Raw genomic sequence first — 14188 nt, forward strand, 5'->3', positions numbered from 1 at the left:
ATCCATTTACTTGAGTGTTTCTTTTACAAAACCCTTTTTTTGTCTTAGTTTCTGCTGTGCCTGTTTTTTTGAACTGCCGGTCAAAAGCATTACAAGTGCAACTTTAACTTCATGCCCTGATTCCTCAAAATAATGTGCTGCCGTTTCATAATCAACGGCAGTGGCTTCCATAATAATTCTTTTAGCCCTTTCAATCAGCTTAGCATTCGTTGCTTTGACATCAACCATCAAATTGTTATACACTTTGCCGATTCCTACCATTGAAAGTGTTGAAATCATATTAAGAGTCATTTTTTGTGCTGTTCCGGCCTTCAAGCGGGTAGAGCCCGTCAAAAACTCCGGTCCGCAATCGATCTCAATCGCAATTTGAGCATGTTGTGAAATTAAGGCTTGCAAGTTGCATGCCAGTGAAACGGCAGTTGCTTCAGTTTTGCGGGCATAGTCTAGGCCGCCGATTACATAGGGAGTTCTGCCGCTTGCAGCTATACCAACAACAACATCAGCAGCTGTTAACTGCAATTTCTCTAAATCTTTTCTACCCAAAGCAACTGAATCTTCAGCACCTTCAACCGCAACCGTCATCGCTTTTTGACCACCTGCAATCAGGCCGACAACCAGTTCAGGAGAAACACCAAAAGTCGGAACACACTCAGCAGCATCCAAGACTCCCAGACGGCCGCTTGTTCCCGCACCCATGTATATTAAACGGCCTCCCTTTTTTAAAGCAGCAACCACCGCAGCAATTGCCCGCTCAATTTGCGGAAGTTGTTTTTCAACACATTGCGCAACCTTTTGATCTTCAGCATTCATAATGCGGCACGCTTCTTCAAGCGATAGTTCATCCAAATTCATTGTTTGGCTGTTTCGTCTTTCTGTCACCAAACTGTCTAAATCAATTTTTGCCATGCTAACTGTTCCTTTCTTTTTGCATCTTCACAAGTTTAAACTTTGCTCCAGGCTCAAGATGCTGCAAAAGATCACAATCCCGCGCATTGATCTGGCCGGCAGTATTTACCTTTTCATCAGCAGGCAGATCTGTGAGACAGAGCTCAATTTCTCCCATATAGCGCAAATATTCCTTATTATCAAGTGTAACTGAACCAATTTTTCTTTTATGCTGCTGTTGCTGTATTTCTTTTGCTATTAAAGGCACAGCATGCATTCGCGAATCAGCACAGCGGATAACGTCACGTGCAGGATCAAAGCGATTTTGATGAATTCCTAAAACGTAATCAAACCAGCGGCTGTTTGGGATTACTTGTTTAACTTGAAATGTTAAACAGCTTTCTTGAATAAATGCAGCAAATTGTTTCTGAGTTGATTCCTTAATTTGAGGGTCACCAACATACACACAGGAAACTCCCAGTTTAAAAAGATCCAAGGCAGCTGCTAAGGGATGAATACTGCGATGTTCTTCCAATGTAGGTAATCCTTTAAAAAGCGGTGCGCGCATCTTTTCATCTCCTGGAACAAATGCTTGTACCTTTAAACCAGCCCTTTGCAACCAATGATTTTTGCGGGTAAACCAGCTCTTCTCCAAACCGGTCTCGGGTCGCGGATAATAATTGTGCCAAGCTTCAAGCTTTGAAAAATCTGTACCCGCTGAATGTAATTCTTCAATTTCAGCTTGCGTCAAGGTACTGGCGTTCAAACCAATTTTCAGCTTGCTGCTCAAGCGATTTATAATTGCAGGAGAGAGATGTTCATCAAGACGCAGGCCGGTAATTCCTAGGTCAGATAATCTTTGCGGATCAGACAAAGATAAACCAATTTTTTCTAGAGAATCGCACGCAATATCAACCATTAACTTTAGGTGATTTTCACGAGCCAGTGCAGCCAGTTGAAAGAGACGTTCACGATAATTAACAACTTTATCTTCCGGCAAATGAATTGAAGTAAAAATTCCGCTAAAGCCCATTTTTGACATTTGCTTGATATAAATCCCGCTATTTGAAGTTAGCGCATGATCCAAATAAACAGAAAAACCATATTCCAAAAACTCACCCCTTTATTTATGAAAACCTTTTCTTTACTGTTCTTTCATGTAGAATAGCATTGTTTTTAAACATGTGCAATAAAGTTTCTTTAAAACATAGATAAATAACTTTATTAAGAAATAATATTTCTTATACCAAAAAGTAAACGGTATATTTTTGCTAAAAATAAGCCTTTCTAAAGAACCAACACCTTGTCCTAAATAACAGAAGGAACCGGGCCAAAAGTCAACTTTTGGTCCGGTTCCTTCTGTTTTAACCTAAAAAATGCAAATTAATGTGTTTCAATAGTCAGCCCTCTCTACTTAACGACTATTATTACATTCTCTTTCACCTGCATGATTAATGTAGTCCAGCAGTTAATATTTGATTAATTTACACTGTTTAACACTCTACAACAGTTTTTTTTGCTCAACTTTTTCAATATTCTGCTGAGATTGGTTTAGATTCCCTTCAACTTCAGAGTAGAATTTTGCAACGTAACGGAACAAAAGCAAATCTGCTACAAAAAGCTGCATCATGACTGAAGTGGTTGCCCCCGGCCGAATAGCAGATTCACCAACGCTTTTGGTTAAAAGAACATGATTGGCTAATTCGGCAGCACCAGAAGCTGCACGGGAGGTTAGTAAAATACTGATGACTTTCTTTTTGCGCGCCAATCGTAAAAGCTGAATGACTTCCACTGATTCTCCGCTATTTGAAACGCACAGCAGCAGGGTCTGGGGTGAAGCTGCCGATAAACTTGTTACAGCCATATGAAGGTCGCTGCTTTGAATGGTCGGAATGCCGATCCTGTTAAACTTTTGATACATATCTTGGACAGTCAATGAAGATGCAACCAAGCCAAAGAGCTGTACTGAAGCAGTTTTGTGCAATAACTCAACTACTTTTTCGATAACAGTTACATCAAGCCCCTTCTTAGTCAACTCTAAAGCACTTGTAATGTGAGTTGAAAGCTTGTCGATAATTTGAGAGGCAGCCTCACCTGGTTCAATCTCATGATAATCCCCTGTGACAATACTTTTTTGAGCAGCTGAAAGAGCTAACTTTAAACTGGCATAACCCGTCAAGCCAATTTTATGGCAAAAACGAACAATTGTTGCAGCGCTGACCTGTGCTTCACTAGCCAATTTTTGAACAGACATCTCAACTATACTTTGAGGATGCGACTGGATAAAAGCTGCTAGCAAAACTTCCTTTTTACTAAATTTTGAAACCATACTTTGAATAACAACTAATATGTTTTCCAAAAAAAGCCCCCCTTCTGACTTTTTTCTTTTTATTATGGCGGAAAGCAGCTAGAATAACAAGATTATCAGCTAAATTATCAAAAAAAGAGATGAGTCAAAAATTAGCTTTTTGACCTATCCCCTCTTATTTTAATCTGAAAGTTGCGCATTAATGTGCTTCAATAGTCAGACTTTTTTATTTAAAGTCCAACGGCTATTGGCACACTCTTCCTTTAAAAAGGATATCAAAGGGAGAATTGGACATTATTGATTGTGCTTTTCGATAATTATTGATTATCGCTTACTGCTTTATCAGCTTTAGCGCGTGTATCTTGTACATCTTTTAATGCTTGCCCTAAATCACTGTCTTTTTGCGCAACTTTACTATTAGCATCATTTAATTTATTTGTAAGATCAGCAACCTGACTGTTTAGATTGCTAATTTTTTGGTTTGCTGCATCAACTTCTTGTTGTTTTGCATCTACCTTATTATTTCCATCTGCGATTGCCTGATTAATTTCTCTAATTTTTTCTTGAATCTGCTGTTGCAAGCCAGCCTCTTCTGTGTCTTTTTGCTGCTGCAATGCAGTTAACTGGTTTTTAAGATCATTCTGCGAGTTCTGTGCCTGTGCTAGAGCCTGTTTAGCATCGCTCAATTGGGAATTAAGACTGTTAAGTTGTGCCTGCTTAGCTTTAATTCTAGCATCCAAAGTGTCAATATCATTGTTAATTGCTGCGATATCGGCATGCCCACTCCAAAAACTATCGGCAGCAGCTTTGACCCCAAAAGCTCCGAACCCTAATACTACCACAATTACTGATCCCATAAAAACCTTTTTTAATTTCATTATTATCTCCCTTTATTTACATATAAAAAAATATGTTTATTAAAATATATCATGATATGAACTTTACAGGAACAGCTTACTATTGTCAACGTTTTTTATAAAATAATGCTTATTTTATTTTTTTTGTGCAGAACTCACTATTAAAAAGGGCTATAAACATATCATAAAGAAAATTATTGACATAAATTGATTTTTGAATAATTTAATAAGCTATAATTATGAAAAATACAAAAAAATTTCATTTATGATTTATAGTTAAAATTTTATGGTACCATTACGTTATCAGACTAATTGAAACTATTGAAAATAATGTCTTAAAGTCCCTCAAATTATGTTCAAATAGTATAATGACTCCATGTGTTACCTTATTTTCGTTATTGCTGCGCATTAAATACGCCATTTTCGCACGTACTACTGGGTCTAAAAACAATAAATAAAAACTAGACCCAAACTCATGTTTTGGCCTAGTTGCTTTACTGACTTATCTATTTAAAAGCATAAATTAACGGTGTTCTAATCTTAGTTAAAAATTGATGGATCAACAAAACCAGTCTCTCCAATAGGAATTTCTTTTACAATTTTTTGTCCCCAATATAAATAACGGTTTTCAACACCAATATTATTCTCTTCAGAAAGAGTAATAATATTGTAGCCAACAGCATCATTTACGTAATGTTGCTGATTATTACGGCAATCAATATGATATGCAGTTGACTCAGCAACACTGTTTAAAATTCCTTCAGTGAGATACGTTGTCGGAAAATGGATATGTCCTGAAAAAATCCCCTTCACATTTCCTTGACCACAAACTTGTAGTAATTCTGAACCATTTTGTAAAACACTAAACCTCATATGCTTTAAAGAGGCTCCTGCAATTGGGTGGTGCATAAAAATTAATGCTGGATTTTTATTATCCTTACTCAAATGCTCGCTAAGCCAATCTAGTTGCTTTTGGTCAAGATAACCTTGTTCAATATTTCCAAATGTAGTGTCCAAGAAATAGTTGTCTATCCCTTTCAAAGTCACTTTTTGATAAAATTTACTTTTTGCTTGCTGACCTAAAAATCCCTCATAAAAGGGTTCTGTTCTGTCATGATTACCTAGTAATACAAAAATTGGAATACCTAGATTTTGTTCTTCTTTATGCAGATTTTTCTTTAATTCAGCGTAATCACTTGTAGTACCCTCATGAATAAGGTCTCCCGTTATAACAACATAATCAGGCTTAACTTCCATTTTTTTTACATCAGCAAAAACCTGGCTGAGTTTATCAAACGGATCTAATTGCTGATTAAAAGAAGGAACCTCTCCGGCTGGTGTTAGATGTGTATCAGAAATCTGAACAATCCTTTTATTTGCCACTATTATGCTTCCTTTCAAAAAACTATTTCTCAATATTATTTTTATTTACATGGTCAAAGAATAAAGTTCTTTCTTTTATAAAAGAAAAATATCCTAAGTCCCCTGCTCTAAAATCATTGTTAGTAATGATAGCCTTAATGGCCTGCTCTTCACCTAAATTCAATGTAAGTTGTTGATAGCGACCGTAATCAACTACTTGTTCAACTTGCGCAGGTAGAGCAAATTGATTTGTTTGTTCATGTGTAACAATTACATGCTCAGGTCTAATACCTAAAAAGAGTTTTTCCTCTGGTACAATGCCTATATCTTTCAGGCGTTTTGAAATAGATAATACTGGATGCTCATTAAACAAAATTTGTTCACTTTGATACGTAACTTCCAAAACATTTATTTGTGGAGTACCCACAAATTGAGCTACGAAAAGATTCGCCGGATGATTATAAATATTGTCAGGTGTATCAATCATTTGAATCTTGCCTTCATTAATAATCGCAATTCGGTCTCCTAGAGCCATTGCTTCCAATTGATCATGTGTCACATAGACAATTGTCTGATGATTCTCTTCATGCAAACTTTGAATCTCATCTCTTGCTTTTTCGCGCAACTGCACATCAATGTTTGAGAGCGGTTCATCTAAGAGAAAGACTTTACTTTTCTTAGCCATCCCTCTTCCTAAGGCCACGCGTTGTTTTTGTCCCCCTGAAAGCTGTCCAGGCAAGCGGTCACGGTACGCCTTCAAATTAAGCGTTTCAAGAATTTTTTCTAGCCTACGTTGACGTTCCTCTTTTTTAACTTTGTGGACCTTTAAGGCATACTCTAGATTTTGATACACAGTCATATTGGGATATAGTGCATAGTCCTGAAAAACCATCGCAATATTACGCTCAACACTTGAAATTGTTTGTGAATCTTTACCATCTATTAAGATTTGACCATCACTCGGTTTTTCGAGTCCCGCAATCATACGTAGAGTCGTTGACTTACCACAACCTGACGGACCTAGTAAAACCAAAAATTCACCATTTTCTATTTTTAAGTCCATGTTGCTGATAACATCAGTTTTTTTAAACTTTTTTGTGACCCCTTTTAATTCTAAAGCTACCTTGTTACTCATCCTTAACCACCTTACTTTAATCCTGAGCTACTAATACTATTTAAAATATATCTTTGGAATATCAAATAAATAAGCAGCGGAACAATAATCATAATAGTCGATAATGCCATTGCCAGAGGGAAATTAGTTCCACCTTCACTTGAAATATAATTTTCGAGTGCTAATGGCAGAGTGAAACTACTCTTATCTTTCAAGATCAATGTTGGCCAAACATACTCATTCCAAGAATTAATAAAGAATATCGCACCAATACTAATAATACTTGGCCGTAAAATCGGAACCACAATGTCTTTTAAGATCTTGTATGAAGGAATTCCATCAATATGCACAGATTCAATTAAAGATTTAGGAATCTTATCCATTGCTTTTAAAAAGAGCATAATACCCGTTGCATCACATAATTGGGGTAATGCAACTCCAAGTGCTGTATTTAACAAATTAATCTTTGAGATAACCAGATAATTAGGAATCATTATTACTGTAAATGGCACGAAGATTGTTGAAACAAAAATGAAGTAAAGCCATCTTTTCCCTGTAAAAGAAAAATATTTAAAAGCATACGCAGCCAATAAACCTGTGACGAGCTTGCCAAGAGTGACAATCGTTGCCATAAAGAATGTATTCCAAATCAAGCGTAAAAGGTTTACTTGCCTTCCCAAGGTACTGTAATTACTAAGTGTGGGATGGAGTGGAATTATCTGCAACATTGAATGATATGATTCCCGCAAAGTTTTAAAAGAATTTGAAATCATAAAAATAACTGGTAATAGTAAGACAAGACAGATGAGCAACAATAAAATATGCCATCCATTCTCTTTGATTTTATTCATATCTGTCCGTCCGCCCTTCCACAAATCTTATTTCTAAATAAAGCAATACTAGAAAAATTAAGAAAGTTATCACAGCCAGTGCTGAAGCATTCCCCGTTTTGTAAAGCACAAAAGCATTTAAGTATGTGTGATACAAAATATTAGATGAGCCATAATATGGTCCCCCCTGTGTGATAACACTGATTGGAGTAAAGACGTACTGCAATCCTTGAACAATCGTTAAAATCAGCACGTAAAAAGCAATACTTTTATTAAGTGGAAGTACAATATCCCAAACCATCCGCCATTTAGGGATGTTATCCATCTTTGTAGCATCAATAATATTTTGAGGAACACTTCCTAAACCCGTCAAAAGCAGTACAAAATTATATCCAAAGACTTTCCAATTAGTTATCAAACATAGCATCACAATTGCCATTGCACCGGAATTAGTCCAATTCGGCAAGGCAACTCCTAGATATCTCACAAAGAAAGCTACAGGGCCTGAAACAGGATTCATGATCCATGAAAAAAGCATTGCTCCAACTACAAGTGAAAACAAACTTGGGATAAAAAAGATAATTTTATATGAAGTTTGCATCTTACTGATGAAAAATTTAACTATTATTGATATAAAATATGGAATTAAGAAATTTAAAACTAGTAATAACAAAATATAAAAGACCGTATTTAATAATACTTTACGATTAACTGGATCAGTAAAAATACTAGTATAATTTTTTAAGCCTACAAAATCTTTCGTTGGCGCAATCAAGTTCCAGTCAAAAAAGCTCAAATAAAGGGTATAAATTATTGGAATTATCATAAAAACCAACAGTATGATCGCTGTTGGCGAAAGATAAGCAATTGTTAAAAACCTATTTTTTTTACTATTGCTGCTCATTGATCTTCTCCTGTGCAGATTTCAATGTATCCTGCACACTACTTCCAGATAAAATCTTGTCACGAGCATCAATCATTGTTTGTTCTGCCTGCAAACCATTCTTAGGAAATGAAGTCCATGGAACCGCTGTTTTAATTTGGCTAGTAGCCGGTTTCAACATTGGATTTTCATTTAAATAACTCTTAAATGCTTGTGAGGAAAGTGCACCTTGTGTTGGCGGTAAATAACCTGTTCCTTTAGTCCATGTCACTAAAGAACTGTTTTTGTACATATACTTTTCAAAAGTCCATGCAGCCTTTTGTTTTTCAGTTTTTTGTGCTGTTATTGCGAGCATTGAACCACCAACTGGCACTGTAGCTGTGCTTCCCTTGAAATGAGGTGAAGTGATTGCTTCAACATTGAAATTGGCACTCTTTTTAATATGTGAAGCTTGCGCAACTGTTGTATAAGCAATTGCAACCTTCCCGTTCACGAAGTCATCGATTCCTTGTGCCCAAGGAGTATGCAGCGCAGTTTTATCTTTGACAACCATATCCTGATAGAACTGGTATGCTTTGACACCAGCAGCACTTGCGAAAGTAGCTTTGCCATTCTTTTTAATCTGTGCGCCGTTACTTAATAACATTGCCTGTTGTGCCCACGTATCTCCAGGTTCTTGAATGTAAAGGCCATATTCGCCGCTTGCTTCTTTAATCTTTTTAGCAGCTGTGCTTACACCTTCCCAAGTAGAAAGGCTGCTGGCACTGATTCCATATTTATCAAGCATAGTTTTGTTATAGTACAAGATAGGTGTACTTAACGAATAGGGTAAACCTACCAAGTTACCTTTACTATCCTTGGCAAAAGATAAAGTCCTTTTGCTGAAATTCTTGCTGATAAAAGTTTTACTGCTATCAAATTTATTTTGTGCATCTGTAGGTGTTAAATATTTGAAATTACTTGCAAAATAATTCGTATATGCCCAACCAACTTGAGCTATGTCAGGAACTTTGCCTGAAGCCTGCGCTGACTGTAAATTTTGCATCAATCCTTGGTACATGTTGGGGTTATACTTAGCCGTAACTTTAATGTACTTATGTGTTTTATTGAAGTTCTTCACAAGTTCATCTACAGAGGCTCCCCCCTGTGTTTGCGCATTAACATGCCAATAAGAAATATGTACTACTTTTTTGGCTGCCCCCTTGGCACTTGAACATCCTGCGAAAAGCACTGCCACCATTAACAGTGTGATTGCTCCAACTACTCTCTTTATCCAACTACTACTGTTTTTCACTTAAATCTCTCCTCTCGTGCCTTATTGTAATCCTGAATTGTATTCGTTCTATGTTGTTAAAGTAAGGATTAAGTAAGAGTTAAGTAAGCATAACATAAACGCGTTGTTATTAAATATATTATGAATTTTTTATTTAAATTTTACTTTTTAATTAGCTAAGAACACATTTATAAAAAATAAGGTACTAAAGAAAAACTGGGTTTTAATCCAGAACTTTCCTTAGCACCTTATGTCTTAGATATTAATATGCTCAAATAATCAATCACTTGCCAATAACCATGAATTACTAATAAACATTACTCAAAAATATCTCCTTTTCATCACGTCTTCCTTTTTCCTTGTAAACAAACTTACTACATTTTTATTTTTTTTTCTTAACTTCATCACCATATTTTGCTAGGTAGCCGTAAAATATGACCTGAGCCATAAAGAACTGCATTTCAATGACAGTGGTAAATTGCGGATAGAAACTGGATTTTTTGATATTTTTAGTCAATAAAACAGTTTCTGCCAGTTGAAGTTTTGCCGTATTTTGATTAGTTGTAAGCATTACAGAGTGAATTTCTTTCTTGCGTGCAATCGTAAACAATTGCTTGACCTCTTGTGTTTTGATCAATTCACAAATATAAACAAAAACTGACTTTTGCGGCGCTTGTTCAAGGTAACCCATAGCATTTTTATAACTTGCAGTTTTAATTACTGGAATTTTAAGTAGCTCAAGCTTTTGCTGGATATAACTCGTAATCAGCTCAGAATTGTGTGCGCTGTACAAGTAAACAGCTGATGATTCATGAAGCTGGTCGATCAAAGATTCAACCACGTGCGGGTCAAGTGCTTTTATAGTAAGGTTAAGCGCATTTGAACTCTGCTGCTCAAGTTTTTTAATAACCTGCTGAACACTTTCACCCTTTTTAATCTCACCATAACTGTCTATATTTTCTTTCAACTGCATAAGCAGGAGCTTTAATTGAAAATAACCTTTTAAACCAATCGTATGGCAAAACCGTACAACAGTCGCGGCGCTGACTCCTGCTTCCTTTGCAAGTTTTTGGACCGACATTTCAGGAACATTTCGGTAATGAACCGTTACATAGGCCGCTAATATACCTTCTTTTTTAGTAAACTTGGTCTTCTTATCTTTAATGACAAATAAAATATCCTCCAATTAAATCGCTCCTCATTTTATCATTGCGCCAAAAACAACTACATAGTATGTCAAAAGATATTCAAAAGAAGTTTTAATTAAAAATATCTCTGCTCTTTTAAAGAATTTGCAGTCTTCAAACCAAATAATGATCCACTATGCGCAAAGCTTTTAAGCTTCTTTGACCCAAGTTGTATATCGACCAAAAAAGCTTTTAACTTAAACTTTCACATAATATGTATTTCTAGCTTTTGAAACGTTTCGAAGCCTATTACACTAATCGATTTGTGTTTTCAAAGCAGCAATGAGGAACAAAATTATATTCTACCATCATAATAACATAGCTATTTGGAAAAGCTTAAGCAAAAAAGATTATAATTTTACTAAAAAATTGACTACTGTAATGCATCCACATTGTTCTCTTAGTTACCCTTATCATTCAAAACAGAAGTTTGCAAATATTGAGTATTTTTTTAGAAGTAATCATCAAAGCAAGCACGAGTATCCCCCCGTTGCCCAAGTGATAAATTAATTCTGTATGCCTGTATCAAAAAGAGCGCTACGAACGACTGGTAAATTGCAGTTAATGCCCGAAATATAATAACTATTAGCATGCTTTTCCAGGTTACTTAGTTATTTTATTTGTGTAAAAATACTATTCAAAAAATTTATCCAGCTTCAGACCTAAGTTGGTGAAGAAACCTACCTTATCTTCTTTAAAAATCGGCTGCATACTTAAAAGATGGAAAGATAATTTATTTGTAAAACTTGTCAGCCTTCCCAGCATCACGATAAAGAACACACCGCACGCAATTACAAAGCCGAAGCCGTAGTACAGCAATGTAAACTTAAACATTAAAAAGGTACACAATGGCGAACAAATTGCAAAAACAAGAGTTCCAATAAATGCACCTTTGTTATCAGCAAAATACAGCAACAGCAGCATGATTGTATTAGCTATTGCATACAAACCATAACCCACACAAAGTGTCCTGAAGTAACCATACATAATATCATTGAATCCAAGGGGAAGCAAAGCAATGACTGTCTGTCCAAGTGAAATAGCAATTGCCGTAGTAAACAGCTGCTTAAGCCCAGTGTATTTTAATTCTGTTTTTAAAACACTCAGCATTTCCTCTTCTGCTTGCTGAATATCTTTTATCGACCCATGATTATTGAACAGCGAATAATACTTTTTATACTTAGGATAAAAATTGACTTCTACAGAAACAATAAAATTCATAGTGGTAATTAATGTAGTTAAAAAGGCTAATAAAGCCGGAATATCGTAATACGGGGCTGCTCTGAAAAAGCCGCTGATTTTTTCTCCAAGAGGACTGTTCCAGATAACAACAATATGACCAAACAGTCCAATATTAGTGAACAGTCCTACAAATGCTAAACTTAAAAAACTGTCAAACCACTGCAAAAACAGGAATGGCTGATGCATGCTGCGCGGGAAAAAGTGACACAGCAATACGACATCCCATACTGTCATTACTCCATATCCGCCAAAAACAGCAAGCAGCATTCCCAAAACTGAAACACCAGCAACATTTATAATCAAAACAGCCAATAAGAAAGCAGCTACAACAGCAGAAATAAAAGAGAATAAGATGCCGCTGTATTCCTTAATCGCTGTCAGATAACACATAGCATTCCAAACAACTACAATTTCTGAAAATAACGCTAAACATACTATTGCCAAAGGAAAACCTGAATTCGAAAAGAACAAGAAGATACTATATAAACTTCCTCCCACAATGAGCATCAATATATTTGATCCCCAGAAAGAAGGCAAGATGTTTTTTTCTCTTTTTTCATAAATCATATCGGCAATAAATCTTGTTACGACCATCGAAAAGAAGCCAGAAATTGTCAAAGAAAACAATAAGGTATAGGTGATCGTACTTACAAAAATCTCTTGGTCATTAAAAGACATATTGTATGCTTTGCCTAAAAAAAGCAAATTTAATAACAAAACGATTCCCAAAATCATTGGTCCAGTACAGACTATACCAGCATAGCCATAGGCACGTACACTCGCAAACAAACCTCTTTTTTTAAACAGTTTTTTTAATTCGAATCCGATCCCAGCCATATTTTTCTTCAACCTCTTCATATAGTTTACGGTACTTGTTCATCATTCTCTCTTGCCGATAAGTTAAGGAAACCCTTTTTGCCCCAATATTTCCCATCTTTAACCTGAGAGTACGCGACTGGCACATTTTATTCATTGCTTTAGCTAATCCTTCTCTATACATCGGCGGGGTGCAGTAGCCGGCAGCTCCTAAATTGTCTGCTTTCTTGCCTTCCAGCAGCTCTTTACAGCAGCCCACATCAGTCGCAACACATGGCCTTCTTGCGGCCAATGATTCTAGAATAGATAACGGCTGGCCCTCTGAGATACTTGTAAGAATTGTAAAGTCTATCTTTTTCATATACTGTGCAATATCAACACGTCCTGTAAAGATTACCTGCTTGGAAATTCCTAAATCTTCAACAAGTTCGTGACATTCTTTCCCATACTGCTTGTCATCAGTTCCTCCCATAATGTGCAATCTGACATCTTTTCTCAAGGAAAGCAGCTCAAAAAATGAATAAATCATTGTCTTTATATCCTTGATAGGTGCTAGGCGGACAACTGCACCGATATCTATCCGTTCATCAGGCACCTTATCAGGGATCAGATGCATCTTCTCATAGTCAATTCCATTTTCAATTACAAGACATTTTTCAGCAGCACAGCCGATTTCTATCTGCGTTTTTCTGGCATTCTCAAAGAGACTGGTAACTCTGAAAGCTCGTGCATAAATAACATCGGAAAGCATATAAAAGAGTTGAATCCATTGCCTTTTAAACGTTGGTGCTACCCATTTGGCACGAATGATCTCCTCTTCTCTTTCTCTTGTATAAATTCCATGTTCTGTCAGCAATAACGGCTTATCATAACGCCAGCTCCCAAGAGACGCAAGCAGTCCGCCATATCCAGTTGAGATAGAGTGGTAAACATCAGCAACTGGAACATTTTGGCTCAACAGATATAAAAGCGGCAGCAGCATAGAGCGCATCGTGTGAAATGATTCAGCAAATGCTGAGTAAGGATACTTTTCAGTACACAGCTGAGTAAGAAGCTCTAGGAAAACGTCGCTTTTTAAAAGAGACATTGGTGAAATCTTCTTAATCTGAAACAATTCAAACAACAGGTTCCAATCAGGACGTGCACACTCCATCAATTGTTTAAACGCAGTTTCTTCTTCTGCAGTAAACCGATACTTTAAGGTCCCTTTACTCTTCATTTTTACTGCATCGTCAAGAAAGACTTCATGCACTTCTACTACATTTTTAGGCAAGTCATAAACAAATTTTCCCTTATCTTTAGAATGTGCACCGATTACCCACAAAATAAATTCGTGTTCCTGCATATCCTGCAGATAATGATGCATCCATGTTGAGACTCCCCCATGAACATAGGGATATGCTCCTTCTATAACTAAACAAATCCGCATCT

Annotated in this window: 12 protein-coding genes; all 12 read right to left on the reverse strand. The window is 36.3% G+C overall.

The features are described 5' to 3' along the window. Positions 1–6: 6 nt before the first annotated feature. Positions 7–906, reverse strand: coding sequence for an N-acetylmuramic acid 6-phosphate etherase (gene murQ, locus FD46_RS07115; protein WP_057896463.1), 900 nt, complete (start codon positions 904–906; stop codon positions 7–9). A gap of 1 nt (position 907) precedes the next feature. Beyond that, positions 908–1996: a DUF871 domain-containing protein gene (locus tag FD46_RS07120; RefSeq protein WP_057896464.1), complete on the reverse strand. Its 1089-nt coding sequence runs from the start codon at positions 1994–1996 to the stop codon at positions 908–910. A 390-nt stretch (positions 1997–2386) separates the two neighbouring features. Beyond that, positions 2387–3244, reverse strand: coding sequence for a MurR/RpiR family transcriptional regulator (locus FD46_RS07125; RefSeq protein ID WP_057896465.1), 858 nt, complete (start codon positions 3242–3244; stop codon positions 2387–2389). A gap of 266 nt (positions 3245–3510) precedes the next feature. Next, on the reverse strand, positions 3511–4071 hold the full coding sequence (locus FD46_RS07130; protein ID WP_057896466.1) for a hypothetical protein: 561 nt from the start codon (positions 4069–4071) through the stop codon (positions 3511–3513). 519 nt (positions 4072–4590) lie between these two features. After that, positions 4591–5433, reverse strand: coding sequence for a metallophosphoesterase (locus tag FD46_RS07135; RefSeq protein ID WP_057896467.1), 843 nt, complete (start codon positions 5431–5433; stop codon positions 4591–4593). A gap of 22 nt (positions 5434–5455) precedes the next feature. Continuing rightward, on the reverse strand, positions 5456–6547 hold the full coding sequence (locus FD46_RS07140; RefSeq protein ID WP_057896468.1) for an ABC transporter ATP-binding protein: 1092 nt from the start codon (positions 6545–6547) through the stop codon (positions 5456–5458). An 11-nt stretch (positions 6548–6558) separates the two neighbouring features. Then, the gene (locus FD46_RS07145) at positions 6559–7377 is read right to left on the reverse strand and encodes a carbohydrate ABC transporter permease (protein ID WP_057896469.1); all 819 of its coding nucleotides are present in this window, start codon (positions 7375–7377) and stop codon (positions 6559–6561) included. Then, entirely contained in the window at positions 7370–8260 is an 891-nt protein-coding gene (locus FD46_RS07150; protein WP_057896470.1) for a carbohydrate ABC transporter permease, read from the reverse strand. Before FD46_RS07150 ends, FD46_RS07145 begins: the two co-directional genes overlap by 8 nt. Next, entirely contained in the window at positions 8247–9533 is a 1287-nt protein-coding gene (locus FD46_RS07155) for an ABC transporter substrate-binding protein (protein WP_235805599.1), read from the reverse strand. The genes FD46_RS07150 and FD46_RS07155 overlap by 14 nt, the downstream gene beginning before the upstream one ends. 361 nt (positions 9534–9894) lie before the next feature. Further along, on the reverse strand, positions 9895–10698 hold the full coding sequence (locus FD46_RS07160; RefSeq protein ID WP_057896471.1) for a MurR/RpiR family transcriptional regulator: 804 nt from the start codon (positions 10696–10698) through the stop codon (positions 9895–9897). Positions 10699–11332: 634 nt separating this feature from the next. Beyond that, positions 11333–12778 carry an exopolysaccharide Pel transporter PelG gene (gene pelG, locus FD46_RS07165; protein ID WP_057896472.1) on the reverse strand — a complete coding sequence of 482 codons (1446 nt, stop codon included), beginning with the start codon at positions 12776–12778 and terminating at the stop codon, positions 11333–11335. Next, positions 12741–14186 (reverse strand): GT4 family glycosyltransferase PelF, encoded by a 1446-nt coding sequence (gene pelF, locus FD46_RS07170; protein ID WP_057896473.1) that lies wholly within the window; start codon positions 14184–14186, stop codon positions 12741–12743. Before pelF ends, pelG begins: the two co-directional genes overlap by 38 nt. Positions 14187–14188: the final 2 nt, after the last annotated feature.

This window comes from Liquorilactobacillus oeni DSM 19972 (assembly GCF_001436275.1).
Lineage (GTDB): Bacteria > Bacillota > Bacilli > Lactobacillales > Lactobacillaceae > Liquorilactobacillus > Liquorilactobacillus oeni.

Bases quoted from the DNA above. Each gene is read 5' to 3' on its own strand.
- FD46_RS07150 (WP_057896470.1), bottom strand. From the start codon at position 8,260: ATGAGCAGCAATAGTAAAAAAAATAGGTTTTTAACAATTGCTTATCTT.
- pelF (WP_057896473.1), bottom strand. From the start codon at position 14,186: ATGCGGATTTGTTTAGTTATAGAAGGAGCATATCCCTATGTTCATGGG.
- murQ (WP_057896463.1), bottom strand. From the start codon at position 906: ATGGCAAAAATTGATTTAGACAGTTTGGTGACAGAAAGACGAAACAGC.
- FD46_RS07145 (WP_057896469.1), bottom strand. From the start codon at position 7,377: ATGAATAAAATCAAAGAGAATGGATGGCATATTTTATTGTTGCTCATC.
- FD46_RS07140 (WP_057896468.1), bottom strand. From the start codon at position 6,547: ATGAGTAACAAGGTAGCTTTAGAATTAAAAGGGGTCACAAAAAAGTTT.
- pelG (WP_057896472.1), bottom strand. From the start codon at position 12,778: ATGGCTGGGATCGGATTCGAATTAAAAAAACTGTTTAAAAAAAGAGGT.
- FD46_RS07130 (WP_057896466.1), bottom strand. From the start codon at position 4,071: ATGAAATTAAAAAAGGTTTTTATGGGATCAGTAATTGTGGTAGTATTA.